This is a genomic window from Prauserella cavernicola, assembly GCF_016595675.1.
Taxonomy (GTDB): Bacteria; Actinomycetota; Actinomycetes; order Mycobacteriales; family Pseudonocardiaceae; genus Prauserella_A; species Prauserella_A cavernicola.
Genome location: NZ_JAENJH010000010.1, coordinates 88,802 through 114,359 on the forward strand (window position 1 = coordinate 88,802; position 25,558 = coordinate 114,359).

General features: G+C 72.4%; 27 protein-coding genes and 1 pseudogene. 16 read left to right on the forward strand and 12 right to left on the reverse strand.

All coding sequences use genetic code 11. The features are described 5' to 3' along the window. The 5 genes from JHE00_RS29040 to JHE00_RS29055 all read left to right on the forward strand — a co-directional run bounded on the left by JHE00_RS29040 (position 1) and on the right by JHE00_RS29055 (position 4,949). Positions 1-1,197 (forward strand): glycerate kinase family protein, encoded by a 1,197-nt coding sequence (locus JHE00_RS29040; protein ID WP_200324284.1) that lies wholly within the window; start codon positions 1-3, stop codon positions 1,195-1,197. Positions 1,198-1,241: 44 nt separating this feature from the next. Next, entirely contained in the window at positions 1,242-1,415 is a 174-nt protein-coding gene (locus JHE00_RS35335) for a hypothetical protein (protein ID WP_230425166.1), read from the forward strand. 399 nt (positions 1,416-1,814) lie between these two features. Continuing rightward, a complete protein-coding gene (locus JHE00_RS29045; protein WP_200324286.1) occupies positions 1,815-3,293 on the forward strand; it encodes a potassium/proton antiporter in 1,479 nt (492 codons plus the stop codon). Between the two features lie 103 nt (positions 3,294-3,396). Further along, entirely contained in the window at positions 3,397-4,026 is a 630-nt protein-coding gene (gene lspA, locus JHE00_RS29050) for a signal peptidase II (RefSeq protein WP_200324288.1), read from the forward strand. Beyond that, positions 4,023-4,949, forward strand: coding sequence for an RluA family pseudouridine synthase (locus JHE00_RS29055; RefSeq protein WP_200324290.1), 927 nt, complete (start codon positions 4,023-4,025; stop codon positions 4,947-4,949). Before lspA ends, JHE00_RS29055 begins: the two co-directional genes overlap by 4 nt. A gap of 13 nt (positions 4,950-4,962) precedes the next feature. On the opposite strand, the gene JHE00_RS29060 is transcribed toward JHE00_RS29055, so the two are convergent. Beyond that, positions 4,963-6,003 (reverse strand): AsnC family protein, encoded by a 1,041-nt coding sequence (locus tag JHE00_RS29060; protein ID WP_200324292.1) that lies wholly within the window; start codon positions 6,001-6,003, stop codon positions 4,963-4,965. 45 nt (positions 6,004-6,048) lie between these two features. Here JHE00_RS29060 and JHE00_RS29065 point away from each other — a divergent pair, with 45 nt between their 5' ends. Then, positions 6,049-7,716 (forward strand): DUF885 domain-containing protein, encoded by a 1,668-nt coding sequence (locus tag JHE00_RS29065; RefSeq protein ID WP_200324294.1) that lies wholly within the window; start codon positions 6,049-6,051, stop codon positions 7,714-7,716. Here JHE00_RS29065 and JHE00_RS29070 read toward each other — a convergent pair. Beyond that, positions 7,713-8,384, reverse strand: coding sequence for a sortase domain-containing protein (locus JHE00_RS29070; protein ID WP_200324296.1), 672 nt, complete (start codon positions 8,382-8,384; stop codon positions 7,713-7,715). The two genes, JHE00_RS29065 and JHE00_RS29070, sit on opposite strands and share 4 nt — an antisense overlap. Before the next feature lie 250 nt (positions 8,385-8,634). Here JHE00_RS29070 and JHE00_RS29075 point away from each other — a divergent pair, with 250 nt between their 5' ends. Both JHE00_RS29075 and JHE00_RS29080 read left to right on the forward strand, forming a co-directional pair. After that, the gene (locus JHE00_RS29075) at positions 8,635-9,606 is read left to right on the forward strand and encodes a Ppx/GppA phosphatase family protein (protein WP_307832165.1); all 972 of its coding nucleotides are present in this window, start codon (positions 8,635-8,637) and stop codon (positions 9,604-9,606) included. A gap of 47 nt (positions 9,607-9,653) precedes the next feature. Then, a complete protein-coding gene (locus JHE00_RS29080) occupies positions 9,654-9,836 on the forward strand; it encodes a hypothetical protein (protein WP_200324631.1) in 183 nt (60 codons plus the stop codon). A gap of 9 nt (positions 9,837-9,845) precedes the next feature. Here the strand turns inward: JHE00_RS29080 and JHE00_RS29085 are convergent, their stop codons facing one another. Together JHE00_RS29085 and JHE00_RS29090 are read right to left on the reverse strand one after the other, a co-directional pair. Beyond that, positions 9,846-12,248, reverse strand: coding sequence for a glycoside hydrolase family 65 protein (locus JHE00_RS29085; protein WP_200324298.1), 2,403 nt, complete (start codon positions 12,246-12,248; stop codon positions 9,846-9,848). Beyond that, on the reverse strand, positions 12,245-12,979 hold the full coding sequence (locus tag JHE00_RS29090; protein ID WP_200324300.1) for a beta-phosphoglucomutase family hydrolase: 735 nt from the start codon (positions 12,977-12,979) through the stop codon (positions 12,245-12,247). Before JHE00_RS29090 ends, JHE00_RS29085 begins: the two co-directional genes overlap by 4 nt. Before the next feature lie 92 nt (positions 12,980-13,071). On the opposite strand from JHE00_RS29090, the gene JHE00_RS29095 reads away from it, so the two are divergent. The 4 genes from JHE00_RS29095 to JHE00_RS29110 are packed head-to-tail and all read left to right on the forward strand — an operon-like array spanning position 13,072 to position 15,612. Further along, on the forward strand, positions 13,072-13,758 hold the full coding sequence (locus JHE00_RS29095; protein ID WP_200324302.1) for an energy-coupling factor ABC transporter permease: 687 nt from the start codon (positions 13,072-13,074) through the stop codon (positions 13,756-13,758). Next, positions 13,755-14,123, forward strand: a complete 369-nt coding sequence (locus JHE00_RS29100; RefSeq protein ID WP_200324304.1) for a PDGLE domain-containing protein — start codon at positions 13,755-13,757, stop codon at positions 14,121-14,123. Before JHE00_RS29095 ends, JHE00_RS29100 begins: the two co-directional genes overlap by 4 nt. After that, positions 14,120-14,884: a cobalt ECF transporter T component CbiQ gene (gene cbiQ / locus JHE00_RS29105; protein WP_200324306.1), complete on the forward strand. Its 765-nt coding sequence runs from the start codon at positions 14,120-14,122 to the stop codon at positions 14,882-14,884. Before JHE00_RS29100 ends, cbiQ begins: the two co-directional genes overlap by 4 nt. Then, entirely contained in the window at positions 14,872-15,612 is a 741-nt protein-coding gene (locus tag JHE00_RS29110; protein ID WP_372440510.1) for an energy-coupling factor ABC transporter ATP-binding protein, read from the forward strand. The genes cbiQ and JHE00_RS29110 overlap by 13 nt, the downstream gene beginning before the upstream one ends. Before the next feature lie 10 nt (positions 15,613-15,622). Here JHE00_RS29110 and JHE00_RS29115 read toward each other — a convergent pair whose 3' ends face one another. After that, positions 15,623-15,976 carry an ArsR/SmtB family transcription factor gene (locus tag JHE00_RS29115; RefSeq protein WP_307832166.1) on the reverse strand — a complete coding sequence of 118 codons (354 nt, stop codon included), beginning with the start codon at positions 15,974-15,976 and terminating at the stop codon, positions 15,623-15,625. Positions 15,977-16,011: 35 nt separating this feature from the next. On the opposite strand from JHE00_RS29115, the gene JHE00_RS29120 reads away from it, so the two are divergent. Then, positions 16,012-16,863 (forward strand): SCO6745 family protein, encoded by an 852-nt coding sequence (locus JHE00_RS29120; RefSeq protein WP_200324308.1) that lies wholly within the window; start codon positions 16,012-16,014, stop codon positions 16,861-16,863. 1 nt (position 16,864) lies between these two features. Here JHE00_RS29120 and JHE00_RS29125 read toward each other — a convergent pair whose 3' ends face one another. The 5 genes and pseudogenes from JHE00_RS29125 to JHE00_RS29145 all read right to left on the reverse strand — a co-directional run bounded on the left by JHE00_RS29125 (position 16,865) and on the right by JHE00_RS29145 (position 21,699). Then, a complete protein-coding gene (locus JHE00_RS29125; RefSeq protein ID WP_200324310.1) occupies positions 16,865-18,217 on the reverse strand; it encodes a cryptochrome/photolyase family protein in 1,353 nt (450 codons plus the stop codon). Positions 18,218-18,225: 8 nt separating this feature from the next. After that, positions 18,226-19,014, reverse strand: a complete 789-nt coding sequence (locus JHE00_RS29130) for a PIG-L family deacetylase (RefSeq protein ID WP_200324312.1) — start codon at positions 19,012-19,014, stop codon at positions 18,226-18,228. Positions 19,015-19,073: 59 nt separating this feature from the next. Further along, positions 19,074-19,849: pseudogene (locus JHE00_RS29135) on the reverse strand (SDR family oxidoreductase). Between the two features lie 532 nt (positions 19,850-20,381). After that, positions 20,382-21,185, reverse strand: a complete 804-nt coding sequence (locus JHE00_RS29140; protein ID WP_200324314.1) for a SigB/SigF/SigG family RNA polymerase sigma factor — start codon at positions 21,183-21,185, stop codon at positions 20,382-20,384. Beyond that, a complete protein-coding gene (locus JHE00_RS29145; RefSeq protein ID WP_200324316.1) occupies positions 21,178-21,699 on the reverse strand; it encodes a hypothetical protein in 522 nt (173 codons plus the stop codon). Before JHE00_RS29145 ends, JHE00_RS29140 begins: the two co-directional genes overlap by 8 nt. 204 nt (positions 21,700-21,903) lie before the next feature. Here JHE00_RS29145 and JHE00_RS29150 point away from each other — a divergent pair, with 204 nt between their 5' ends. Then, entirely contained in the window at positions 21,904-22,281 is a 378-nt protein-coding gene (locus JHE00_RS29150) for an STAS domain-containing protein (RefSeq protein WP_200324318.1), read from the forward strand. 3 nt (positions 22,282-22,284) lie between these two features. Here JHE00_RS29150 and JHE00_RS29155 read toward each other — a convergent pair whose 3' ends face one another. Continuing rightward, complete coding sequence (locus tag JHE00_RS29155; RefSeq protein ID WP_200324320.1) at positions 22,285-23,145, reverse strand: LysR family transcriptional regulator; 861 nt, start codon at positions 23,143-23,145, stop codon at positions 22,285-22,287. A gap of 116 nt (positions 23,146-23,261) precedes the next feature. On the opposite strand from JHE00_RS29155, the gene JHE00_RS29160 reads away from it, so the two are divergent. Further along, positions 23,262-24,161: a DMT family transporter gene (locus JHE00_RS29160; protein WP_200324322.1), complete on the forward strand. Its 900-nt coding sequence runs from the start codon at positions 23,262-23,264 to the stop codon at positions 24,159-24,161. On the opposite strand, the gene JHE00_RS29165 is transcribed toward JHE00_RS29160, so the two are convergent. Continuing rightward, a complete protein-coding gene (locus tag JHE00_RS29165; protein ID WP_200324324.1) occupies positions 24,144-24,680 on the reverse strand; it encodes a CGNR zinc finger domain-containing protein in 537 nt (178 codons plus the stop codon). The genes JHE00_RS29160 and JHE00_RS29165 overlap by 18 nt on opposite strands. Before the next feature lie 50 nt (positions 24,681-24,730). Here JHE00_RS29165 and JHE00_RS29170 point away from each other — a divergent pair, with 50 nt between their 5' ends. Next, positions 24,731-25,558, forward strand: coding sequence for an alpha/beta fold hydrolase (locus JHE00_RS29170; RefSeq protein WP_200324326.1), 828 nt, complete (start codon positions 24,731-24,733; stop codon positions 25,556-25,558).

Here is a 25,558-nt window from a genome sequence, read left to right on the forward strand (position 1 = left end):
ATGACCGCGATCACGCCACTGCGCTTCGTCGTAGCACCGAGCGGGTTCAAGGAGTCGCTGGCCGCCGAGGCCGTCGCGAGTGCGATCACCGCGGGACTGCGCCGCGTGGTGCCCGGCGCCGTGGTGGACAGCGTTCCCCTCGTCGACGGCGGCGAGGGCTCGGCGAGCACGCTCGCCGCGGCGACCGAGGGCGCGCTCGTGCCGGTGCGGGTCACCGGGCCGGTCGGCGATCCGGTGGACGCGCATTTCGCGCTGCTCGGCGGAAGTGGCCCGAAGACCGCGTTCGTCGAGATGGCCGCCGCCGCGGGACTGCGCCTGGTGCCGCCGGACGCGCGCGACCCCGGGCTGACCACCACGCGTGGCGTCGGCGAGCTGATCAGAGCCGCGCTCGACGCGGGGTGCCGCCGGATCCTCGTGGGCTGCGGCGACTCGGGCACGTGCGACGGTGGCGCCGGAGCCCTCACCGCGCTGGGCGCACGCGCGCTGGACGCGGCGGGCGAGCCCGTCGCCGACGGGGGCTACGCGCTGGCCGGTGCCGTCGAGCTGGACATGTCCACGGTGGATGAACGGATGGCGGAGACCGAGCTCGTGGTGGCGTGCAACCCGCACAACGTGCTCACCGGGCCGTCCGGTGTGGCCACGGTCTTCGGCCCGCAGAAGGGAGCGAGCCACGATCAGGTCGCCGCCCTGGAGACGGCCATGACGCAGTGGGCCAAGGTGCTCGAGCACCGGTGCGGACCCGACCTCCGGCTCGTCGCCGGAGGCGGTGCGTCGGGCGGACTCGGCGCGGGGCTCGCCGGCGCGTTCGGAGCGCGGTTGCTCTCCCGCTTCGACGTGCTGCTCGATCACACCGGACTCGACGCGCGCCTCGCCGATGCGGACCTGGTGATCACCGCCGAGGGGGCCATCGACTTCCAGACGCCGAGGGGCAAGGTGCCCGCCGAGGTCGCCAGGCGCGCCAAGCGGTACGGCAAGCCGGTGATCGCGCTGGCCGGCACGATCGGCCGCGGCGCCCGCGCCACCCACGACGCCGGGATCGACGCCTACGCCGGGATCCTCGCGGCGCCGGTGCCGCTCACGGAGGCCATCGAGCGGGCGGAGGAGCTGGTGGCCGATGCGACCGAACGGGCCATCCGGCTCGTTCTTGTGGGCTCGGCCCTTGCCACGGTGGCCAGGGTTGCCGCGGAAGCGGGCTGAGAACTGAAAACCCCGGGGGCCTGATGCGGGCTCGGACGAAACGCATGGTGCTCGGCGGCGCCGCACTGGCGGTGGTCGCGATCGTCACCGCTGGGGTGCTGGTGCTGCGGGGCGAGTCGAGTCAGGGCACCTCGCCGCAATCCCGGGAACGGGGTTATCGGCGGGTGAGGTCGAGCTTCGCGCTCGAGGACCTTAACGACAGTCGCCGCTTTCGGTGACACAGCGGGCAAAACGGGCACGACGCAGCTTGCCGATCCCTCCCGCACGGCTGGTTCACCGGATACCGCGGCCACGTCGCGTTCGCCGTGCTGGTGGAGAGCGCGGGAACGTCGGAATCCGTGGGTGCGGGCGGCGTCGACCTTTCTGCGCGAACTGCCGGCGTGAGCCCGCTACGGTGAGGCCGGGCGGTCGGCTCGGCCTCGCGGCATCGCAGGGGCCACAAGGAAACGTGGCGTACCGGTGTGGCCACGCGCCGTGGCGGTGGTGGGCGTTTCGTCGTGATCTCCTTGCGGCGCGGGCACAACGCCTGACAGAACGCGCCTGCGGACACCGTGGCCTCCGCCGGGATCTATTGTGGAGGGCCCAGAACCGCACGAACGGGCTGAACGGGAGGTGCCATGAACGATCTTCCGGTCATCCTCGGATCGGGAGCGCTCGTTCTGCTCGCCTCCGTGCTCGCCGTCCGGTTCTCGATCCGGCTGGGCCTGCCGTCGCTGCTGATCTACCTCGGCATCGGTCTGCTCATCGGCGAGGTCGGTTTCGGCGTCGACTTCGAGAACCCGCAGCTGACCCAGAGCCTGGGGCTGGCCGCGCTCGTGATGATCCTGGCCGAGGGCGGTCTCACCACGCGCTGGTCCACGGTGCGGCCCTCGCTGGGGCCGGGGATCGCACTGTCCACTGTGGCCGTTCTGGTGACGATCCTGGTGACCGGCTCCGCGCTGCACCTGCTGCTGGGCCACGACTGGCGCACGGCATTGCTGTGGGGCGCGGTGCTGTCGTCGACCGACGCGGCGGCGGTGTTCTCGGTGCTGCGCTCGTCCGGCATCGGCAGCAGGGTCACCGGCACGCTGGAGCTCGAGTCGGGGCTCAACGACGCTCCGGCCTACATCGCCGTGGTGCTGCTCGCGTCGGGGGCCACGCTGACGTGGAGCCTGCCGCTGCTGGTGATCTACGAGCTCGTGGCCGGGGCGCTGATCGGCTTCCTGCTGGGCTGGCTCGGCGCGCAGACGCTGCGCAGGGCCGCGCTGCCCGCCACCGGGCTGTACCCGCTGGCCACGGTCGCGGTGTGCTTCGCGGCGTACGCGGCGGCCCAGTCGGGGCACGCCTCGGGGTTGCTCGCCACCTATGTCGCGGGCGTGGTGCTGGGCAACTCCAGGCTGCCGCACCGCTCCGACACGCTCTCGTTCGCGGAGGGGCTCGGCTGGATCGCCCAGATCGGGCTGTTCGTGCTGCTCGGCCTCTTCGCCTCGCCGGAACGGCTGGTGGACAACGTGGTGCCGGGACTCGTCGCGGGCGCCGTGGTGCTGCTGCTGGCGCGGCCGGTGTCGGTGCTGCTGTCGGCCACGCCGTTCCGCGTGCCCTGGCGAGAACAGGTGTTCCTGTCGTGGGCGGGGCTTCGCGGCGCCGTGCCGATCGTGCTCGCCACCATCCCGCTCGCCGAGGGCGTGCCAGGCGCCGAACAGCTCCTCGACGCCGTGTTCGTGATCGTCATCGTGTTCACGCTGCTGCAGGGCGCGCTGATCGGGCCGCTCGGGAGATGGCTGGGGCTGACCACCGACTCCGAGCCGGAGGAGATCGAGGTCGACGCCGCGCCGCTCGACGAACTCGGCGCCGTGCTGCTGCAGGTGCGCATCCAGCGCGGCTCCCGGCTGCACGGGGTGTACCTCGCGGAGCTGCGCCTGCCGACCGGCTCCGGGGTGAGCCTGGTCGTGCGCAGGGGCCAGGGTTTCACCCCCGCCGACACCACGCGGCTGCAGGAACAGGACCAGCTTCTGGTGGTCACCACACAGGACGTGCGGGCCGCCGCCGAACGCAGGATCAGGGCCGTGGACAGGGCGGGACCGCTCGCGAGGTGGAGGGGCGAGCTGGGCGACTGAGCGTGCCCGCGTCGCGGCGGCGACGGCGACGGGCCGGGCGGTGCCGAAGCCGCGTGCCGGTGCTGCGTGCCGGGTGCGCGGGGCAGCCGTGGACAATGGAGCCGTGAGCAGCGAGCAGTCACCCGAGCCGTCAACCAGCGACGCGGAGCCCCCGGCCCCCGAGCCGCCCCGGCAGCGCATCCTGCTGCTGGTCGTCGTCGCGGTGCTCGCCTACGCCGTCGACCTCGTCACCAAGATCGTCGCCACCGCGACGCTGGAGGGCGAGGAGCCGATCCGCATCCTCGGCGGGGCCGTCTACCTGCAGCTGGTCCGCAACCCCTACGCCGCGTTCGGCATGGACTTCGGCGGCACCTGGATCCTCGCGATCGTCGCCATGGGGGTGGTCGGCGCGATCATCTGGTTCGCCCGCAGGCTGCGTTCCCCTGGCTGGGCCGTGGGCCTCGGCCTGGTGCTGGCCGGCGCGCTCGGCAACCTCACCGACCGCATCTTCCGCGCCCCCGGGCCGCTGCACGGCCACGTCGTGGACTTCATCTCCGCCTTCGAGCCCAACGGTTCCTTCTTCCCGGTGTTCAACGGCGCCGACTCGGCCATCACCATCGGCGCCGTGCTGATCGTGGTGCTCTCGCTGATGGGCCGTGACTACGACGGCAGCACCACGAAGTCCCGCAAGGAGCAGGAGAAGGAACAGGAACAGGAACAGGAACAGCAGCAGGCTGGGGAGGACAAGGCGTGAGCGCGCGGATGTTGCCGGTGCCCGAAGGGCTCGACGGCATGCGGGTCGACGCCGGTCTCGCGAAGCTGCTCGGACTCTCCCGCACCGTCGTCGCCGAGCTGGCCGCGTCGGGTGACGTGCTGGTCGACGGCAGGCCCGTCGGCAAGTCCGACCGGCTCACCTCGGGCGGCGTGCTCGAGGTGACACTGCCCGAGCCGGACGCCCCGCTGGAGGTCGTCGCCGAGCCCGTCGACGGCCTCAAGGTGATCCACGACGACGACGACATCGTGGTGGTCGACAAGCCCGTCGGCGTCGCCGTGCACCCGAGCCCCGGCTGGACCGGGCCCACCGTGGTGGCGGGGCTGGCCTCGATGGGGCTGCGCATCTCCACCTCCGGCGCCGCCGAGCGCCAGGGCGTGGTCCACCGGCTCGACGCGGGCACCACCGGCGTGATGGTGGTGGCCAAAAGCGAGCACGCCTACACGGTGCTCAAGCGCGCGTTCAAGGAACGCACGGTGGACAAGGGCTACCACGCGCTCGTGCAGGGTCATCCCGACCCGATCCGAGGCACCATCGACGCGCCCATCGACCGGCATCCCCGGCACGACTACAAGTTCGCCGTGGTCGCGGGCGGTCGTGCCTCGGTGACGCACTACGAGGTGATCGAGGCGTTCCGGGCGGCCTCGCTCGTGGACGTGAAACTCGAGACCGGCCGCACGCACCAGATCCGCGTGCACTTCTCCGCGCTGCGCCACCCGTGCGCGGGCGACCTGACCTACGGCGCCGACCCGGTGCTGGCGCGCAAGCTCGGCCTGTCGCGACAGTGGCTGCACGCCCGCACGCTCGGGTTCGCCCACCCCGCCGACGGCAGGCACGTGGAGTTCACGAGCGAGTACCCCGCTGACCTCGCGGCGGCGCTCGACGTCCTGCGCGCCGAGTCCTAGTTCTGGGTCGTTCTCAGTCGTCGATCGACCAGAGCAAGGAGCGCTCGTCCGGTTCCGGGCGGGGGCTCCAGCGCACCGACACGACCCGTGTGGCGTCGGGCAGGACGTACACCGTGTGCCCACCCGTGGTCTCGCCCGGCGCGACGCCGATCTTGTGCGGGGGCCGGGAGCTCAGCGAGACGGGCGCCTTCGCGATCGCCGCGCCGTCGGTGGTGATCAGCTCGAGGTAGTTGTCCGGCAGTGACGCGAACGGGATCGGTCCCCGGTTGGTGATCTCGGTGTGCACCACGACGGCGCGCTCGCCCTCGTCGAGCCGGTAGCCCGCGGCGCCGAAGAGATAGTCGGCCGGGTCCTGCACCTCGAGCAGCTGCACCGCCAGGCGCTCGCCCTCTAGGCCCTCGGTCTGCAGCACGTCGCCGGATCGGCCGGTGCGCGGCGTGGCGGGCGCGGGGGGCGGTGCCGACGGTGGTTGGTCGCCACGCGCCCACAGGGCGCTCTGCGGAGGGCCCCACGTGGTCATCACCGGGTCCGGTGGCGGCGGCTGCTGCGGAGCGAGCGGTGGACGCTGCTGCGCGGGAGGCGGCGGCTGGTAGCGGCCGGACGGCGTGCCCTGTGCCGCGTGGGCGGCGTGCCCGGGGTGCGGGCCCTGGACGGGATACGCGCCGCTGGGAGCCCCGTGGACGGGATACGCGCCGCTCGGCGCGCCCTGGACCGGGTAGGCGCCACTCGGGGCTCCGTGGACGGCCTGCGGCCCACCGGGCTGCGGATGCGGCTGCTGCTGCGGGTGCGGTGTCTGCTGCTGCGGGTGGGGGTGCGGTGGCTGCGGTGGCTGTGGCGGGGCACCCCAGCCACCCGCGAGCGCGGCGCGCAGCCCGTTCGGGTCGCTCTCCACACCCACGAGCAGCGGCAGCCCGCTGGCCGAGAGGTTCACGAGCCGGTAGGCGACGTCGCGCGGATCCATGCCCACCTTGGCCGCGACCTCGTGCACCGCGGCCTTGCCCAGCTCCGCGAGAGCCGCGAGCAGGCGGGCGTCGAGAGGGTCGGTCACAGCCACGCGGAGAAGCGTAGTCGGATGGCCCCCCGTCAGTATGCTGCGGCCATGACCGCTGTGGCCGCGCTCGCGGACGAGTACATGGACCTGCTGTTCGACGCCGACCCGCTGTGGCCCGCTCTGCTGGGGATGGAATCGCCGAGGAACGGACTCGAGCAACTCAGCGAGGAGGCCGAGCAGCGGCACCGCGCGTCCTTGCTCGAGCTCACCGAGCGGGCGAGGGAACTCGACTCCGCCGCGCTGGCGCCACAGGACCGCGTGACGCGCGACGTGCTGATCATCTCGGCCACGGCCGCGATCGACCAGATCGACGCGCGACTGACCGAGTTCAGCATCAGCCCGCTGTTCGTGGTGCCCGTGGCAGGCCTGCTGAACCTCCTGCCGATGGTGCCGGTGGGCGACGCCGTGCAGGCCGCCGCCCAGCTCGACCGGCTCGCCGCGATCCCTGCCTTCCTCGAGCAGGTGGCGCAGCGTCACCGCGACGGCGTGGCCGCTGGCCGGGTCCCGGTCGCGCGGCTCGTGCGGGGCGCCATCGAGCACCTCGACCGCTACCTGGCCGAACCGGACGCCGACCCGCTGGCGCGCCAGACCGCACCCGACGGGGACTTCGCCGAGCGCCGGTCCGCGCTGCTGTCCGAGGTCGTGCACCCGGCGTTCGCGGCCTACCGCGACGTGCTCGAGGCCGAGATCTTGCCGCACGGCAGGTCCGACGAGCGGCCCGGTCTGTGTCACCTGCCCGGCGGGGAGTCGACCTACGCCGCCCTCGCGCGCGTGCACACCACCACCGACCGCAGCCCCGACGAGCTGCACGCCACCGGGCTGCGGATCATCGAACAGCTCGCCGTGGAGTACTCCAAGATCGGCGGGCGGGCGTTCGGCACCCACAGCGTTCCCGACATCTTCGCGCGCCTGCGCACCGATCCCGCGCTGCGCTGGAAGTCCGAGGACGAGCTGCTGGACACGGCGCGCTCGGCGATCGCGCGCGCCGAACAGGCCGCGCCGGGCTGGTTCGGCAGCATCCCCGAGCAGCCGTGCGCCGTGGAGCCGGTGCCGCCCGCCGACGCGCCCGGCTCCGTGGCGGCCTTCTACCTGCTGCCCTCCGCGGACGGCTCCCGGCCGGGCACGTACTTCGCCAACACCTACGAGGTGACCGAGCGCCAGCGCTGCACGGCCGAGGTCACCGCGTTCCACGAGGCCGTACCCGGCCACCACTTCCAGCTCAGCACCGCGCTCGGGCTCACCGACCTGCCGCTGCTGCGCAGGCTGGGCAACTTCAACGCGTACTCGGAGGGCTGGGGGCTCTACTCGGAGCGGCTCGCCCACGAGATGGGGCTCTACTCCGACGACCTCGCGCTGCTCGGCATGCTCAGCCTCGACTCGACGCGGGCGGGCAGGCTCGTGGTCGACACCGGCCTGCACGCGCTGGGCTGGAGCAGGCAGCAGGCGATCGACTTCCTGCTGGCCAACTCGCCGATGACCGAGGTGGAGGTCATCGCCGAGGTCGACCGCTACATCGTCTACCCGGGCCAGGCGCTGGCGTACATGGTGGGCAGGCTCGAGATCGAGCGCGTGCGGGCCGACGCGGAGCGGGCACTCGGTGAGCGCTTCGACATCAAGGCCTTCCACGACCTGGTGCTGGGCGTCGGCGCGGTGCCGATGTCGGTGCTGGCCGACGTCGTGGCCGACTGGGTGGCTGCCTCTGCCTCGGCCGGTTAGCGGGCCACGCCGGTGAGCCTGGCGAACACCACCACGGCGTCGGGTTCGGCGGCGGAGGAGTCGAACTGGCCGGACACGCTGAGCAGGCGCAGGTCGGGGTGGTCGCTGGGCGCGGTGGCCAGTGCCCGCGCCGCGTCGTGGGCCACGGTCTGCACGCGGTAGACGGTGAAGACCGCGGTGGTGCCGTCGGCCCTGCCCACGGACACCTCCGCGCCCGGCCGCACGTCGCCGAGCGGGTAGAACGCCCCGTGTTCGTAGGCGAAGTCGGTGTGCCCGGTGAGCACGGCGGCGCCGCGTTCGCCGGGGGTGCCGTTCTCAGCCAGCCAGCCCACGGTCGCCGCGGTGCCAGGCACCTCGAGCACCCCGGTGGGGGTGCGGCCCAGTTCGGCGAGCGCGTCGGTCTCGAGCCCGATCTCGGGCACGTGCAGCGAGCCGGGCACCGACGCCGGCAGGGGATCGTGGGCGCGAGGGACAGGGCCGTCGAGTACCTCGCCGCGGTCGGTCAGCGTGCCGGGGCCGAGCGGTGTCGCGTGGTCGAGTGCCTCGTCGGCGGGCTGCGAGCGCGCGAGCGTCACGGTGGTCAGCACCGCCGCGAGCGTGACGACCACGGCGGCCGCCACAGCCCCCAGCCTGCCCGCGTCGTCACGTGTGTTTACGGTCACAGACACCGGAGCTCGCCGCTCGTTCGGACCACGGCACGCGTTCGGCTCATGGCCGCCCCCTCCACCTGGAGTTTCCCGCTCTGTCCCGTCGGCAGGCGCCGCCGTCGGACACTCGATGCCTGCTGATCGCACCAACCGGTATGTGGCGTTACGGCCCCTAGCGTCACACGATTAAATGTCACTCATTCGGGTTATACAGTCGTGATCCGCCTACAGTAGTGGGAATGTCCGAATTGGCGGCGGACAGGAGGACAGGGTGAGAACGGCGGCGACAACGACGACCTCGACGACGGTGGGCGTACTCGACGTGGGGTGCTTCAGCGCTCGGCTACTGGTGGCCGCGCGTGGCGGATCCCTGCTCGACCCCGTGTTCAGCCACAAGACTCGCCTGCGCCTTGACCGCGCGCTCGATTCCTCGGGACGACTCGGCACCAAGGGCGTCGAGGCGATCATCGCCGCCGTGGCGAAGGAGAGCGGGCTCGCCGCACGGCACGGCGTCAGCACCGTGTTCCCGCTGGCCACCTCGTCGATCCGCGACGCGTGCAACTCGGCCGAGGTCGTGGAGCGAGTGCGCCGCGAGACCGGGACCGAACTGCGATTCCTCAGCGGCCAGCGCGAGGCCGAGCTGTCCTACCTCGCCGCGCGCCGCTGGTTCGGCGCCGCGGCGGGACCGCTGGCCGTGCTCGACATCGGCGGCGGCACGGTCGAGTTCGCCGCGGGCGACGGCGGGCAGGCCGCGTTCGCGCGTTCGCTGCGGCTCGGCGCCAGGGAGACCACCCGGACCTGGCTCAACGCCGAGGTGCCGTCACGCGAGAGCATCGACGCACTGCGCGGGTTCGCCCTCGACCGCGCCAGGGCCGCCTTCGCCGAAGCGGAGCCCGAGCTGCGTGGCTACCGCACCATCGGCTGCTCGAAGGTGCTGAACCAGCTCGCGCGCCTCACGGGCGCCAGGCCGGGCCGCGCCGCGGCATCGGTGGAGCTGCACGTCGACGACCTGCGCACCTGGATTCCCCGGCTCGCCGTGATGCCGGCGGCTCGCCGCGCCGACCTGCCCGGTATCTCGCGCTCGCGCGCGCACCAGGCGCTGGCCGGAGCCGTGGTCGCGGAAGCCCTGCTGACCGTGCTCGGCGGCTCGCTGGTCGTGTGCCCGTGGTCCACGACCCAGGGCCTGTTGCTGACCCTGCTCGACCAGGCCGAGCAGGAAGATCCGTGCTTGTCGGTCGCATGAGGCCGTGCCACCTGACAACGACCGCGGAGGAGAGTAGAGATCGAGACATGCACAGCGACGACGTGAACCGCGAGGAACCGGAGCGGAAGCTGTCGCCGGATGTCCCGGCTCCGCCCGGCCACGACTTCGACCACGGCACCGAGGACGTCCCCGAGCCGCCCAACAAGAACGAGATCCAGACCGGCGACGACGTCACCCCCGACGCGGGCGAGCTCGAACCCCCGGACTGACCGGCGCAGTCACTGCACCTCGCGCGCGTACCAGGGCTGGATGGTGTCGCCCTCGCGCGGCACGCCGTCGCCCCGGTGCTGCGGGGCCCGCCCTTCGGGCTGCGCCGGGTGCTCGGTGACGAGCAGCGCGGGCAGCGGCAGCGGGGTGGCCTGCTCGGTGAGCGTCACCTCGGTGTCGTAATGGGTGATCGTGAGCCCGTCGCCGCTGAGCAGCTGGTAGGTCGCCTTGTCCTGCTCGATCTCCACGCCGAACTGCGAGCCGCGAAAGCACATCCGGAACGCGATCCGGTCCACAGCGGACGGAATGCGCGGTCGGAACGTGAGCTCGCCGCCGTGGTCGCGCATGCCGCCGAACCCGGAGACCACGGCGATCCACGCGCCCGCGAGCGAGGCCATGTGCAGGCCGTTGCGCACGTTGTTGTGCAGGTCGTGCAGATCGGTCAGCGCCGCTTCCGCCAGGTAGTCGTAGGCCAGGTCCAGGTGCCCGCATTCCGCGGCGAGCACCGCCTGCGTGGCCGCCGACAGCGACGAGTCGCGGACGGTCAGTCCTTCGTAGTAGGTGAAGTTGCGCTGCTTCTGCTCCGGCGTGAACGCGTCGCCGCGCAGATGCATCGCCAGCACGAGGTCGGCCTGCTTCACCACCTGTTTGCGGTAGAGGTCGAAGTACGGGAAGTTCAGCAGCAGCGGATAGCTGTCCGCGGGCGTGTCGGCGAAGTTCCACCGCGCGTGCTCGGTGAACCGTTCCGACTGCGGGTGCACGGCCAGCAGTTCGTCGTAGGGCACCAGCATCGTGCGCGCGGCCTCTCGCCAGCCCGCGATCTCGGTGGTGCTCACCTCGAAACGTTCGGCGATGTCGGGGTGCCGGTCGCACGAGTCGGCGGCCTCGCGCAGGTTCTTCTGCGCCATCAGGTTGGTGTAGACGTTGTTGTCGGCGACGGCGGAGTACTCGTCGGGTCCGGTGACACCGTCGATGCGGAACCCGCCGTGCGGGTCGTGGTGTCCCAGCGACATCCACAGGCGTGCGGTCTCCAGCAGCAGTTCGGTGCCGTGCTGGCGTTCGAACTCGGCGTCGCCGGTCGCGGCGAGGTAGCGCGCGATGGCGTCGGCGATGTCGGCGTTGACGTGGAACGCCGCCGTGCCGGCAGGCCAGTACGCCGAGCACTCGGCGCCGTTGATGGAGCGCCACGGGAACGACGCGCCGCGTAGCCCCAGCTGGTCAGCCCTGTCCCTCGCCTTGTCCACAGTGGAGTGACGCCAGCGCAGCGCGTCGCGCGCGGCGTCGGGCAGCGTGTAGGTGAGCACCGGCAGCACGAAGCTCTCGGTGTCCCAGAACGCGTGCCCGTCGTAGCCGGGGCCGGTCAGTCCCTTGCCGGGGATCGCGCGGCTCTCGCCGCGGGCCCCGGCCTGCAGCACGTGGAACAGCGCGAAGCGGATCGCCTGCTGCAGCTCGGGATCGCCGTCGACCTCCACCCCCGCGGTGCTCCAGAACTGGTCGAGGAACTGCCGCTGCTCGGCGAGCAGGCCGTCCCAGCCGGTCTGCAGCGCGCCCGCGAGCGCTGCGTCGACCTGTGCCCTCAGCGCGGGAATCGAGCGCTGGGCCGACCAGCCGTAGGCGAGGTACTTGGTGACGCGCAGCTTCTGCCCGAGCGGCACGTCGACCGCGAGGGTGAGCCGCGCCAGGTCCTCCTCGCACGTGATCTCGGTGCGCAGTCCGTCGCCGGTCTCCACCTGGTGGTCCATCGCGGCGGCCATGCGCAGGCCCGAGCGCTTGGTGCGGTGCACCAGCACGGCGCGGTAGTCCTCGGCCATCACGTACTCGGACTGCAGCGGCGCCTCGAGCGCGGCGGCGACGCGCGGGTCGCCCGTGTCCGACTCGATCGGCTCGTTGGCCAGCAGGTCCGACTGCGCCACCAGCTGTACCTCGTCGTCCAGCGGCTCCACCTCGTAGCGGATGGCCGCCACCGCGCGCTGGGTGAACGACACGAGCCGCTCGGTCCGCACGCGCACCCGACGCCCCGTCGGTGACGTCCAGTCCGTCTCCCTGCGCAGGGTGCCCGAGCGGAAGTCGAGCACCCGGTTGTGCGCCGTGGCGTGGCCGTAGCGCATGTCGAGCGGCTCGTCCTCCACCAGCAGGCGGATGACCTTGCCGTCGGTGACGTTCACGACCGTCTGGCCCGCCTCGGGGTAGCCGTAGCCCGCCTCGGCGTAGGGCAGTTCGTGTTCCTCGTAGAACCCGTTGAGGTAGGTGCCCGGCAGTCCGCGCGGCTCGCCCTCCTCGAGCGTGCCGCGCATGCCGATGTGGCCGTTGGACAGCGCGAAGGTGGACTCCGTTCGCTGCAGCTGGTCGACCGCGAGCCCTCGCCAGCGCAGTTCCCACGGCGAGCACTCGTAACCACGTGCGGGATCGGTCACGGCGATTCCTCCAGTAACTCGGCGAGATCGTCCACCACGGTGCTCGCGCCCCGCTCGTGCAGGGCGCCCGCCTGGTCGGCTCTGTTCACCCCCACCACGTACCCGAACTCGCCCGCCTTGCCCGCCTCGACACCGGCGAGCGCGTCCTCGAACACCGCCGCGTGCGCGGCCGCGACGCCGAGTTGTTCGGCGCACGCGAGGAAGGAGTCGGGCGCCGGTTTGCCGCGCAGCCCGCGCTCGGAGATCGTGTTGCCGTCGACGCGGGCGCGCACGAACCGGTCGAGCCCCGCGGCCGACAGCACGCTCACGGCGTTGGCCGACGACGTGACCACGCCGATCGCGAGCCCGGCCCGCTCGACGGCCTCCAGGTAGCGCACCGAACCCGCGTACGGTTGCACGCCCTGCTCCTCGAGGATGCGCCCGACGAGATCGTTCTTGCGGGTGCCGACGCCGTGCACCGTCACGGCGTCCGGGCTGTCGTCCTGGCCGCCCTCGGGTAGTTCGATGTCGCGCGAGGCGAGGAAGGTCCGGACACCGTCGAGCCGGGGCCTGCCGTCGACGTAGGCCGTGTAGTCCCGCTCTGTGAAAGGTTGGAAATCGCCGCCGTCGCGGCGCCGCAGGAGGTCGTCGAAGGTCTGTTTCCAGGCCTGCATGTGCAGGGTCGCGGTGCTGGTCAGCACGCCGTCCAGGTCGAACAGGCACGCGGTGATCGTGCTCGGTAACCCGATCATGCCGTTCACGCTAGTAGTGGTTTTCCGAGGTCGCCACGCCTAACATCTGAGCAGCTGAAAAGGTGATGAACCGAGCACCTCGGAGTCCGCCGATGAGCACGCTCGCGATGCACGCCAGTGACGGCCTGCTCAATGCCCCCACCTCCCTGGCGACCGGCGCGGTCGCCGTACTCGGCGTCGCCGTGGCTCTGGTGCGAGCGCGCACGGACCTGGACGACCGGACGGCGCCGCTGGCCGGTCTCGTGGCGGCGTTCGTCTTCGCCGTGCAGATGCTCAACTTTCCCGTGCTGCCCGGTGTGAGCGGGCACCTGCTCGGTGGCGCGCTGGCCGCGATCCTGGTGGGACCGTGGGTCGGCGCGCTGTGCGTGAGCGTCGTGCTCGTGGTGCAGGCCCTGCTGTTCGCCGACGGGGGGCTCACCGCGCTGGGCGTCAACATCATCAACATGGCGCTGCTGGGTACCGCGGCCGGTTATCTCGTGGCCGTGGCGCTGCGGTCGGTCGCGACACGGTCGCGGGCCGGGCTGCTCGGAGTGGCGTTCGTGGCCGCGTTCGTCAACACCGTGGTGGCCTCGGCGGGGTTCGTCGTGGAGTACGCCCTCGGCGGCCAGGGTGCGGTGTCGCTCGGCGGGTTCGCGGCGGCACTGCTCGGGGTGCACGCGCTGATCGGCATCGGTGAGGGCGTGCTCACCGCGCTCACGGTGGGAGCGGTCGCGTCGGTGCGGCCGGATCTGGTGTACCTGCTGCGCGATCGCACGGCCGCGAGGGAGGTGACGTCGTGAGCTCCAGGGTCAGCAGGCGAGGACTGTTGTTCGCCGCCGTCGCGGTGGCGGTCGCGTTGCTGCTCGCCGGGGTGGTGTCCTACTTCGCCTCCGGCAACCCCGACGGGCTCGACCACGTGACGGCCAGGGGCTGCACGGAGGTCGGCGGAGCGCTGCACGGCTCGTGCCCCGCACAGCACGCGCGCGAGCACGCGCTGGCCGGCTCGCCGCTGGCCGACTACGCGGTGGATGGCGACGACGGGTTCCTCGGCGTCGCGGGGATCCTGGGCGTGCTGGCGACGTTGCTGATCGCGGGCGGGCTGTTCTGGTTGCTGCGCGCGCGATCCGGCTCCCGCGGCGGGCAGGGACGCCGCGACCGATCGTGACCGCCACGGTGCTGCACCGGCCTGGCGACTCGCCGGTGCATCGCCTGCCACCGGAGGTGAAGGTGGTGGGCGCGTTCGCCGCGGTGCTGTGCGTCGTGGCGACGCCGAGGGAGGCGTTCTGGGCTTTCGGGGTGGACCTGCTGGTGCTGCTCGCGGTGTGGACGATCGCGCGCGTGCCCGTGGGCTGGTTCGCGCGCAGGGCGCTCATCGAGGTGCCGTTCGTGCTCCTGGCGCTCGTGCTGCCGTTCACCGGCGCGGCGCCGAGAACAGACGTGCTGGGTGTGTCCGTCTCGGTCGACGGGGCGCTGGCGGGCTGGAACATCCTCGTGAAGGGCACGCTCGGCGTGCTGGTGTCGCTGACGCTCGCCGCCACCACGTCTCCCGGCGACATCGTGGCAGGACTGCGCAGGCTGCGCGTGCCGCGGCTGCTGACCACTATCGCGAGCCTGATGCTGCGCTACGCCGAGGTGATCGTCGCCGAGGCCCGGCGCATGCGCACGGCGCGCGTGTGCCGGGGGCACGACCCGCGGTTCCTCTGGCAGGCCGGAGCGACGGCGCGCGGCATCGGTGTGTTGTTCCTGCGCAGCTACGAACGCGGCGAGCGCGTGCACCTGGCGATGCTGTCGCGCGGCTGGACGGGGGCCCAGCCGGTCCAGCCCGCGCCGCCGGCGGCTCCGGTGAGCGTGGCGCGCTGGCTCGCCGGGGTCCTGCCCGCGCTGGTGGTCGCGTTCACGTGCGGGGTGGCGCTGTGGACGACGTGACTCCCGCCGTACTGGTCAAGGACCTGGCCTACACCTACCCCGACGGGCACCGCGCGCTGGCGGGCGTCGACCTGCGCGTGGAGCCGGGGGAGCGCGTCGCCGTGCTCGGCCCCAACGGCGCCGGCAAGACGACGCTCGCACTGCACCTCAACGGCGTCCTGACCGCCGAGCGCGGTCAGGTGGAGGTGGCCGGGATCGCCGTGCGCAAGCGGACGCTCGCGGAGATCCGCCGTCGCGTCGGCGTGGTGTTCCAGGACCCCGACGACCAGCTGTTCATGCCCACCGTCGCCGAGGACGTGGCGTTCGGCCCCCGCAACTTCGGAGTCGCCGAGTCCGACGTGCCGGGGCGGGTGGCCACCGCGCTCGCCGCGGTCGGGATGGCCGAGCACGCGGTGCGCTCGCCGATGCACCTGTCCGTGGGGCAGCGGCGCCGCGTCGCGCTGGCCACCGTGCTCGCGTGCGAGCCGGACGTCCTGGTGCTCGACGAACCCTCGGCCAACCTCGAACCCGTTGCCAGGCGCGAACTCGCGGAGCTGCTGCTGACGCTGGAGCGCACGATGCTGCTGGTCACCCACGACCTGCCCTACGCGCTGCAGCTCTGCCCGCGCGGCGTGCTCGTGGACGACGGCGTGGTGGTGGCCGACCGGCCGACCCGCGATCTGCTCGCCGACTCCGCGCTGCTCGCCGCCCATCGCCTCGAGCTGCCGTGGGGTTTCCGGCTCGACTGAGATCGCGTGCCTAGTCGGCCGTGGTGTGCGGCCGCACGTGGTGGATCAGTTCGTGCACCGTGTCGTCGGCCAGCCGGTAGTAGACGACCCTGCCGCTGCGGGTGGCCGTCACCAGCCCGTGCGCACGCAGCAGCCGCAGTGCCTGCGAGACCGCGGTGTCGCTCATGCCCGCGGCCACCGCGAGGTCGGACACGCAGATCTCGCGCGCGTAGTGGATGCACACCAGCAGGGTCAGCCGTGAGGGGTCGGCCAGCACGGAGAACCGCTCGGCCCACTCCTGTACCGTCTCGCGCTCACCGAGCCCGGCCAGCGCGGCCTCGACCCGGTGTGGGTCGATCAGGCGACGGTCCCCGGCGTTCGGCACTCCGCCATGATCCCACGCCGGGGCATACTGGTCAGGTGGATCCCGAGGTCGCACGGTCGTCGTGGGTGCTGCTGGAACCGGTGCACGACGTCACCTACTTCGCCCCGCAGGCGCGCGCCTCGCACGAGGCCGTGGGGCTGCGCGGGTTCTGGCGTGGTTATGTCGCGATGCGCGCGGCTCCGCTCGGGCAGGCGAGCCTCGGCGCGGTCACGGCCGCGTTCCACAACTTCGCGCCCGCGTTCCTGGCCAGGTCGTTGCCCGCCGTGTGGGAGCTGGCTCCGCCCGCGACGGCGCTCGCCGCGCGGTCCGAGGGCGCGGTGGCCGCGCTCGACGCCGCCGTTCCCGAGCTGCGCACCGACCCGCACCTGCCAGGGATCGTCGAGCTGCTGCACCGCATCGCCGACGCCGTGTCGTGGGCGGGTCGCCCGCTGGCCGCCGCCAACGCCGCGCTCGCCAGGCCCGACGACGGCGTCGCCGCGCTGTGGCAGGCCGCCACGACGTTGCGCGAACACCGCGGTGACGGGCATGTCGCGGTGCTCGTGTCCGAGGGCATCAACGGTATCGAGGCGCACGTGCTCAGGGACGCCGCCGACGGCAGCCGCTCGCTGACCGAACCCGCGCGGGGCTGGACGGCGCGGGAGTGGGCCGACGCGGCGGACCGCGTGCGCGAGCGCGGCCTGATCTCCGCGTCAGGTGCGCTGACCGATCAGGGCGTGGCGTTGCGCGAGCACGTCGAACGGCGCACCGACGTGCTCGCCGCGCCGCCCTACGCCGTCGCCTCCGACGCCGAACTCGACCGGCTCGCGGCATTCCTGCGCCCGTTCGCGCGCACCATCGCCGCGGGCGTGGTGCCGTTTCCCAACCCGGTCGGCGCGCCCGCGCCGTGAGTCAGTCCTTGCCGCGTGCGGCGCGGAAGCGGTCCAGGCCCTCCTTGAGCTCGACGATCGGCTTCGGGTAGCCGAAGTCCTTCAACATCGCCTCGGGCAGCTTCCACGGCTCGTGCACGGCGGCACCGGCCACCTTGCCCAGCTCGGGGACGTAGCGGCGCACGTACTCGCCCTCCGGGTCGTAGCGCTTGGCCTGCAGGATCGGGTTGAGCACCCGGTTGGGCCTGCTGTCGGTGCCGGTGCCCGCCACCCACTGCCAGTTGAGCTGGTTGTTGGCGACGTCGGCGTCCACGAGATGGTCGAGGAAGTGCCGCGCGCCGAGTCGCCAGTCCAGGTACAGCGTCTTGGAGAGGAAGCTGCCGACGATCAGCCGCGCACGGTTGTGCATCCAGCCCTCGCGCAGGAGCTGGCGCATCCCGGCGTCGACGATCGGGTAGCCGGTGCGGCCCTCCTGCCACGCCGTGAGGTCCTTCTCCGAGCGCCGCCAGCGGTCGCCATGGCCTCGATAGTCCTGTGTGGACGATTTCGGCCTCGCCGCGAGCACCTGGTGGTGGAAGTCGCGCCAGCACACCTGGCGTACGAACTCAGGCGAGCCGTGCGCACCCGACACCAGCTCGGTGGCCGAGAGCGTGCCGAAGTGCAGGTGCGCCGACAGCCGGGACGTGGCGTCGCCCGCGAGGTCGTCGTTGCTGCTGCCGTAGTCGTCGACCGGTCCGTCCAGCCAGTGCCGCAGCAGGTCCCGCGCCGCCCGCTCGCCGCCCGCGGGCAGGTCCGGGGCGGTGTCGCCGGTGCAGATGTCGGCGGTCTTCGGCAGCGTGCCCGCCCGCACCTTCGGCAGCGAGACGCGCTCCGGCGGAGCGAGCACGGGCCGCTTCCGCTCGGCCGCCCACCGCCGGTAGTAGGGCGTGAAGATGGCGAAGTGGTCGTTGCCGGACGGAGTGATCGCACCCGGAGGCACGACGGTGATCGAGGCGTCGTGCACGCGCAGCTCGCGCCTGCTCTGCTGAAGTCGTTGCCGCAGCGCGGTTTCGCGCCGGTGGGCGAACGCGCTGACGTCGCCTGCCACGTGCACCTCGGCGACGTCGTGCTCGTCGGCGAGCGTGGCGACCACCTCGGCGACCTCGCCCTCGCGGACCACGAGGCGGCCGCCGAGCTCGCGCAGGTTCGCGTCCAGGTCGTGCAGGGAGTCGGCGAGGAACGCGGCGCGGTTGGGCCGGTTGAAGGAGCCACCGGTGATCGCCGGGTCGAGCACGAACAGCGGGATCACGTGCTCGGCCGAGGTCGCCGCGGCGTGCAGGACGGGGTTGTCGTGGACCCGCAGGTCGCGCGTGAACAGTGCGATGGAGACGGTCATGTCGGGCCTCACAGCCCGGCGAGGAGGTCGGTTTCGGTGATGCCAGGTCCGTGTCCCTCGCGGATGAACCACTCCGTGCCGAACGCGAACGCGAACGGCTCGTCGGGAATGGCGAGGAAGAACGACTGCTCACTGATCTGGCTGGCGTGGGCGCGCATCGCGCGGCGCTTGTGCCCGAGGTACGGCGTGACGTCGACGGCCGCGGTGATGACCGACTCGGGCTGGCCGAAGTTCGCGTCGGGCTCGGGCATGTCCACGCCCGCGAACTCGGGCCGCTCGGCGAGCTCGCGCATGCCGTGCGCCATGTGATCGCGGTTGATCGTGTTCTGGTAGACGCGGGGCGTGCCTGCCAGCTCGGCGGCGCGCATGCCCACGCGGTGCACCTGGATGTGGTCGGGGTGGCCGTAGCCGCCGTTGTGGTCGTAGCACGTGAGCACGTCGGCGGACTCCTCGCGCAGGATCGCGGCGAGCTTCTGCGCGGCGTCCTCGACGGGAGTCGTCCAGAACGAGCCGGGCGCGTCGTTGGAGGGTTCGCCCATCATCCCGGAGTCGACGTAGCCGAGGAACTCCACGCGCTGCGCCCCGAGGATGTCCGCGGCCGCCTGGGTCTCGGCGACACGCCGCTGCCAGAGCTCTTCCCCCTCATCGAGGAATCCGTCGGGCACCTCCCCGCGTTCCCCCCGGGTGGCCACGACGAGCACGACCCGGTGTCCCTGCTCGTGGGCCTTGCGCATGATCCCGCCGCAGCCGATGCATTCGTCGTCGGGATGCGCGTGAAAGGTGACCAGAGTTGCCATGCCGCGAGGCTAATCGGTGCGAAGCCGGGGTGCGAACCGGTGCGGACTTCGCGCCCCGCTCAGCCCGGGGTGGTCTCGCCGCCGAGCGCGGCCATGACCTCACCGGTGTAGTACGACGACAGCTGATTCGCGGCCAGGAACACGTACGACGGCGCCAGCTCGTCGGGCTGCGCGGCGCGGCCGAACGGGACCTGCTCGCCGAACCTCTCGACGTGCTCCCCGGGCATGGTCGACGGGATCAGCGGTGTCCACACCGGACCCGGGGCGACGCGGTTGACGCGGATGCCGCGCGGGGCGAGCGACTGCGCCAGCGCCATCGTCCACGCGTGGATCGCACCCTTCGTGGCCGAGTAGTCGATGAGCTTCTTGTTGCCCCGCAGGCGATCGCGCTGCCCTTGGGCAGGTACGTCAGCGCCGCCGCCGTGACCCGGAAGTAGCTGTGGATGTTGACGTCGAAGGTGTGGGTCCACTGCTCGTCGGTGAGGTCCTCGAACGACTCCAGTGCGAGCTGCGTGGCGACGTTGTTGACGAGCAGGTCGAGGCCGTCGAACTCCGCCACGGTGCGCTCGACCACGTCCGTGCACTGCCGCGCCCGCGCGAGGTCGCCCGGCAGCAGCACGCAGCGCCTGCCCTGCTCTTCGACGAGCCGCCTCGTGTACTCGGCGTCGGCGTGCTCGCTCAGGTAGGCGATCGCCACGTCGGCGCCCTCCTTGGCGAACGCGACCGCGACGGCGCGCCCGATGCCCGAATCGCCGCCGGTGATCAGGGCTCGCCGGTCCCGCAACAGGTCCCTGCCCACGTACGCGGCCATCGAGTCCTGCGGGCGCGGGGTCATCGCGGCGCTGTCGCCGGGTGGCTGCTGCGTCTGCGGTGGCCTGCTCACGGGCGTCCTCCTCTCCGTGCTCGTCCGGGTTCACTCGACGAGATGCGGTGTCGTGCCGTTCCGTCCGGCCGTGGCCGGTCCGTGGCCGGACGGTCGGTGTGCGCGGGTCTGGGCCGCCGTGCGCCGCCTCGCGGTGATCCACCGCCCCGCCGAGTGCGTGCTGGCCGGACGCGTGGGGGTCGGCGCGCGCCGGTGGCTCGCTCGTCGGGCGCCCCGGTTGCCCCGGGGCTGAGGGTGGACCCACCGTGGCGGCGCACGACGGCGGTCGCCGCGGCCTTCGCGATCACGACGGGGTGAGCGCGGATCGGCGTGCGGGTCGCGGCTGTGGTGAGTGGCGAGGCCGATCCGGCCGGACCGGGCCTCGGGTGTACGGCAGGTGCTGCCGAGCCCAGGGGCCCGCGCGATCCGCGGCTGTCCCGGATCGCGGCGCGGGCGCTGCTCACCATGGCTCGCAGATACCCGGCGCCGTCCAGGGCCAAACGACTCATTCGCTCAACCGCACGCGCAGGTGTTCGAGCGTGTGCGACAGCAGGCGCGAGACGTGCATCTGCGACACCCCGATCCGCTCGGCGATCTGGGTCTGCGTCATGTTCCCGAAGAAGCGCAGCAGCACCACCCGCCGCTCGCGCTCGGGTAGCTGGGCCAGCAGGGGCCGCAGGGATTCGTGGTAGTCGACGTGCTCGAGCGCGGAGTCCTCCTCGCCGACCGTCTCCGACAGCGGCAGTGTCGACTCGTCGTGCTGGGCCGCGTCCATCGACACCGACTGGTAGGCGTTGCCCGCGAGCAGACCCTCCCAGACGTCTTCGGGGGCCAGGTCCAGCTCGGCGGCCAGCTCGCTCGGCGTGGGCGCCCTGCCGAGGGTCTGCGAGAGCCTGCCGCTGGTCTGGCTCAGGGTCAGGTGCAGCTCCTTGAGCCTGCGGGGCACGCGCACCGCCCAGCCCGTGTCGCGGAAGTGCCTGCGGACCTCACCCATGATCGTGGGCACGGCGTACCCGACGAACCCGGTGCCGCGTGCGGGGTCGAATCGGTCGATCGCGTTCAGCAGCCCGACCCGGGCCACCTGGACCAGATCGTCTCGGGCCTCGCCCCGGCCGGAGAACCTGCGCGCGATGTGCTCGGCCAGCGGCAGGCAGCGGGTGACGATCTCCTCCCGCAGCGCCGGATGGCGTGGGTCTTGGTCGTCGAGGCGGGCGAGTTCGGTCAGCAGGGCCGCCACGTCCTCGTACTCCCGGCCCTGCGCCGGGGTGTGGTCGTGCTCGGTGGTGACGTGGCTGCTCTGCTCAGGCACGGTCCCGTGCGGTGAGGGCGTGGTGGATCGCGACGGCGACGTCCGGGTGTCCCAGCGGCAGCGGCGGCCCGATGCGGTCGCGCTCGCCCTCGAAGCTGCGCGCGACGACCGTCACCACGACCCCCTCCGACTCGAGTTCGGTCGTCCTCGCGGCGATCAGGTCCTCGCCGTCGTGCAAGCTGTGGCTCTCCGGGGCGACGAGCAGCACCGAGCGCACGGTGTCAGGGTGCCGGGCCGCCATGCCGAGGCCCTCGAACGCGACCGGCCCGCTGACCACCAGATCGACGGTGTAGCCGATCGCGTCGGGGTCGGCCAGCAGGTCCTCGGCTTCGGTGCGGGCACCGTCGGCGGGCAGCCTGCACCAGCAGACGTGCCGGTCGGCGACCAGGCCGCTCCACGTCGGCGGGAGGTCACCGTGCTTGGCCTCGCCGAGCGGGTCGAGCACCAGAATCGCCGGTGCTCCGCTCTGGCCCTCCCGGACGAGGGCGGGGCCGTGCGTGCGAGGTTCGGACATCGTCACTCCTTCGCAGGCGTGCTGGGCCCCGCCGGGTACCCGGGGCGGTGCGACGGCAAAACCGTCCACAGTAGACTTCCTGGCCAACGGGCCTTGCGGCCCGGCGCGCCGGGCGCGTACGGTCACCCGAGGTGGTTAGCTGTTTTCTCTCCGTATCCCAGCCGACTCCCCGGACGTGATGAACAACCGGAAGGCGGCGGACAAATGGATGACGGCCCGAATCTCGACATCAGAGTGGAGCCCCGGCCCGCGGGGCTCGTGGTCGCCCACGTCGCGGGCGACGTGGACATCATCGCCATCCCACCGCTGCGCCACTGTGTCGACGAACAGCTCGGCAGCGCGAGCGCGTTCGTCCTCGATCTGACCGATGTCGGATTCTTCGGCGCCGCCGGGCTGTCGCTGCTGGTCGGGCTCTCGGCCCAGGCCGGCGAGCGTGAGCTGCCGTGGGCGCTCACCGGGGGCAGGCCGGTGCTCCGGCCCCTCGAGGTGACCGGGCTCGACCGCTCGCTGCCGGTCTTCGCCGAGCTGGGCGACGCCGTGGCGGCCGTCGTCGTCCGGCTGCCCGTCGGCGCGGGCGGCTGAGCCTCACCGCCGCGGAGGGGCCGCCGCGACCAGCGCCGTCGTGGCGGGCTGCCACGGCTGGTGGTGTGGACCAGTGAGTACCAGCCTGCGTGTCACCCGCTCGCGCAGCGGAACCAGCACGAGTCCCGTGCCGAGTAGCGCCGAGACGAGCCCCGGCACGACGGACACCCCGACTCCGTGGGCCACCATCGCCAGCAGCGTCCCCAGTTCCCGCACGTGGTGGGTCGCCCGCAGCGGGGTGCGCGCCTCCCGGTAGAGCCGCCGCACGTGCGACTCGCAGCCACCGGCCGAGAGCAGCAGCGGGTCGTCGGCGAGGTCGGCCACCGAGATCGCCGGCTCGCCGGCCAGCGGATGATCCTCGCGCAGCACGGCGTGGAACACGTCCTCGCCCACCAGCACGCCGGTGTCGCGGCCGGGATCGACGAGCACCGCCGCGTCGGCCGTGCCGTTGCCGAGCCAGTCGGCGACCTCGTCGTCGTCGCCCTCGAACAGCTGCACCCGCACCCGCGGCAACTCCGTGCTCCAGTGCTCGAGCAGGCCGGGCAGCAGTCCCTGGCACACGCTCGGAGGTGCGGCGAGCCGGACGATGCCGCTCGCGCCCCCGGTGCGCTCCGTGGCAAGCGTGGCGATGGCCGACGTCGCCGACAGCGCGGCGCGCGCGTGCACGAGGATGCCCTCGCCGAAGGCGGTGGGCCTGGGCCTGCGGTCGCGGGAGAGCACGGGCAGACCGAGCGTGCGCTCCAGCGCGGAGACGGCGTGCGACACGGCGGACTGGCTGACGCCGAGCGCGCCGGCCGCCGCGCTGAAGCCGCCTTCGTCCGCGACCGCCACGAACGCGCGCAGCTGAGCCAGGTGCAGGTTCATGAGCAACCCTCATAGTCGACCACGAAGTACTTGTTGGACTCACTATCGCGCATCGGGCAACGTCATGGCCGAAAGGCGCCGGTCACTCGGACCGGGCTGAGGCGAGAGTGGGGACCATGGTTCGGTGGCTTCCGGGATTCGTGCTGGTCTCCGCGGTCTGGGGAGCGAGCTTCTCGTTGATCAAGATCGCGGTCGACGCCGGGGTCGCTCCGCTCTGGGTGGCGCTGTGGCGCTGCCTGTTCGGCGCGGTGACCCTGCTCGTGCTGTGCGCCGTGCTGCGCACGCCGCTGCCGCGCAACCCGAGGACCTGGGGGCACGCCGCGGTGGTGGCGCTGCTGCTCAACGCCGTGCCCTTCGCGCTCATCGCGTACGGCGAGACGCAGGTGAGCTCGGTCTTCGCCGGCGTGCTCAACGCGACGACCCCGCTCACGACGCTGCTGTTCGCCATGGCGCTGGTCGCCGACGAACGGCCCACGCTCGCCAGGGTCGGCGGCCTGGTCACGGGCTTCGTGGGTGTGCTGGTGCTGCTCGGAGCCTGGCGCGGCGGGGGCGGCGACGTGCTCTCCGGCGCGCTGGCGTGCGTGGCCGCCACCACCTGCTACGGCGCCGGATTCGCCTACACCAGGCGGTTCTTCTCCGGCGGAGCGGAATCGGCCGCCGCGTTGTCGGCGACGCAGATCGGTGCGGCCACGGCGCAGCTGATGCTCGTCACACCGTTCGTGGCGGGAGCGCCCACCTGGCCCGGCGCGGGTCCGGCACTGGCGCTCGTGCTGCTCGGCGCGGGCGCGACGGGGTTCGCGTACGTGCTCAACCTCAACGTCATCCGGACCGCGGGCCCGACTGTCGCGTCCACGGTCACCTACGTGACGCCGCTGTGGTCCACGGCGATCGGCGTGCTGCTGCTCGGCGAGGACATCGGCTGGCACACCCTGGCCGGTGCGGTGCTGGTGCTCGCGGGCGTCTTCCTCGCGCGGTCCAGGCCTGTCAGGCCGAGGCGGCTAGCCCACGTGGCGTGACCGGTAGGTGCGCATCTTGTTCCTGGCGCCGCAGATGTCCATGCTGCACCAGACGCTGTTCTGCGCGGGGGAACGGTCGTAGAACACGTAGCGGCACGCGGGGTTGCGGCACACCTTGAGCTTGTCGAGCTCTCCGGAGAGCCCGGCCGTGAACAGTGCGCCGAGCAGCTCCGCGACGTAGGTCTCCACGCCGGAGGGCCGCTTGGGCGGCAGCACGGGCTCGCCCTCCGGTGACCACCTGATTCCGACCACAGTGGACTTGGCGATCCGGTTCAGTGTGGTCGCGCTCGCCTCGGGCGAAGTGCCTGCGAGGTGCTCACGCACGGTCTCGCGCAGCGTCACCAGCAGGTCGTGCTCCTTGCGGTTCGGCTCGCCGAGGTCGCGTCCCTGCTCGCGCAGCCAGGCGGCGGCGCTGGCGGAGGTGATGAGCGCGTCCTCGGTGTAGAGCAGGCGTGCGGAGTTGCAGAGCGCCTCGAGCTCGCCCAGTTCTCCCGGTGCTCCGGAGCGTGCGTAGACCATGCCGACGATGTTACCGTCTAAGAGTCTTAGACGGTAACCGAGGAGGACGCATGGGGGACTGGGAGCTGCCGGAGGAGTTCGAGACCGAGGGCGGGACGGTGCGCTGGACCCGCTTCGGCAAGGGATCGCCCGTGGTCCTGCTGCACGGAACCCCGTTCTCGTCCTACGTCTGGCGCGACGTCGGACGCGCGCTCGCCGAGCACCACGAGGTCTACGTCTGGGACATGCTCGGCTACGGCCGTTCGGACATGCGAGATGGCCAGGACGTCTCGCTGCGCGCGCAGGCCGCGGTCTTCGCCGACCTGCTGGAGCACTGGGGCCTCGACGCCCCGTCGGTGGTGGCGCACGACTTCGGCGGTGCCGTGTCCCTGCGCGCCCGGCTGCTGCACGGCGCGCGCTACGCCAGGCTCGCGCTCGTCGACGTGGTGGCGCTGGCGCCGTGGGGCTCGCCGTTCTTCCGGCTCGTCGCCGAGAACGCCGAGGTGTTCGAGCAGTTGCCACCGAACCTGCACCGGGCACTGGTGCGCGAGTACGTCGGCACGGCCAGCGGGCCCGGCCTGCACCCGGAGACGCTGGACGCGCTGACGCTCCCGTGGCTCGGCGAAGCGGGCCAGGCCGCGTTCTACCGCCAGATCGCGCAGGCCGACCAGCGCTACACCGACGAGATCGAGCACCGCTTCGGCGAACTGGACCTGCCCGTGCTGGTGTGCTGGGGCACGGCCGACTCGTGGCTGCCGATCGAACGGGGCGCCGAGCTCGTCTCGTGCATCCCGGGCGCGCGGCTGACGCGGCTCGACGGCGCGGGCCACCTCGCCCAGGAGGACGCCCCGGCCAGGCTCACCGGAGCGCTCGCCGAGTTCCTGGCACCGGCCCGGTAG

What these genes read in the sequence shown, in the direction of transcription:
- JHE00_RS29145 (WP_200324316.1), bottom strand. Translation starts at nt 21,699, where the DNA reads ATGTCCGAACCTCGCACGCACGGCCCCGCCCTCGTCCGGGAGGGCCAG.
- JHE00_RS29080 (WP_200324631.1), top strand. Translation starts at nt 9,654, where the DNA reads ATGCACAGCGACGACGTGAACCGCGAGGAACCGGAGCGGAAGCTGTCG.
- JHE00_RS29090 (WP_200324300.1), bottom strand. Translation starts at nt 12,979, where the DNA reads ATGATCGGGTTACCGAGCACGATCACCGCGTGCCTGTTCGACCTGGAC.
- JHE00_RS29150 (WP_200324318.1), top strand. Translation starts at nt 21,904, where the DNA reads ATGGATGACGGCCCGAATCTCGACATCAGAGTGGAGCCCCGGCCCGCG.
- JHE00_RS29155 (WP_200324320.1), bottom strand. Translation starts at nt 23,145, where the DNA reads ATGAACCTGCACCTGGCTCAGCTGCGCGCGTTCGTGGCGGTCGCGGAC.
- JHE00_RS29065 (WP_200324294.1), top strand. Translation starts at nt 6,049, where the DNA reads ATGACCGCTGTGGCCGCGCTCGCGGACGAGTACATGGACCTGCTGTTC.
- JHE00_RS35335 (WP_230425166.1), top strand. Translation starts at nt 1,242, where the DNA reads ATGGTGCTCGGCGGCGCCGCACTGGCGGTGGTCGCGATCGTCACCGCT.
- JHE00_RS29165 (WP_200324324.1), bottom strand. Translation starts at nt 24,680, where the DNA reads ATGGTCTACGCACGCTCCGGAGCACCGGGAGAACTGGGCGAGCTCGAG.
- JHE00_RS29125 (WP_200324310.1), bottom strand. Translation starts at nt 18,217, where the DNA reads ATGACCGTCTCCATCGCACTGTTCACGCGCGACCTGCGGGTCCACGAC.
- JHE00_RS29040 (WP_200324284.1), top strand. Translation starts at nt 1, where the DNA reads ATGACCGCGATCACGCCACTGCGCTTCGTCGTAGCACCGAGCGGGTTC.
- JHE00_RS29170 (WP_200324326.1), top strand. Translation starts at nt 24,731, where the DNA reads ATGGGGGACTGGGAGCTGCCGGAGGAGTTCGAGACCGAGGGCGGGACG.
- JHE00_RS29160 (WP_200324322.1), top strand. Translation starts at nt 23,262, where the DNA reads ATGGTTCGGTGGCTTCCGGGATTCGTGCTGGTCTCCGCGGTCTGGGGA.
- JHE00_RS29130 (WP_200324312.1), bottom strand. Translation starts at nt 19,014, where the DNA reads ATGGCAACTCTGGTCACCTTTCACGCGCATCCCGACGACGAATGCATC.
- JHE00_RS29095 (WP_200324302.1), top strand. Translation starts at nt 13,072, where the DNA reads ATGAGCACGCTCGCGATGCACGCCAGTGACGGCCTGCTCAATGCCCCC.
- JHE00_RS29045 (WP_200324286.1), top strand. Translation starts at nt 1,815, where the DNA reads ATGAACGATCTTCCGGTCATCCTCGGATCGGGAGCGCTCGTTCTGCTC.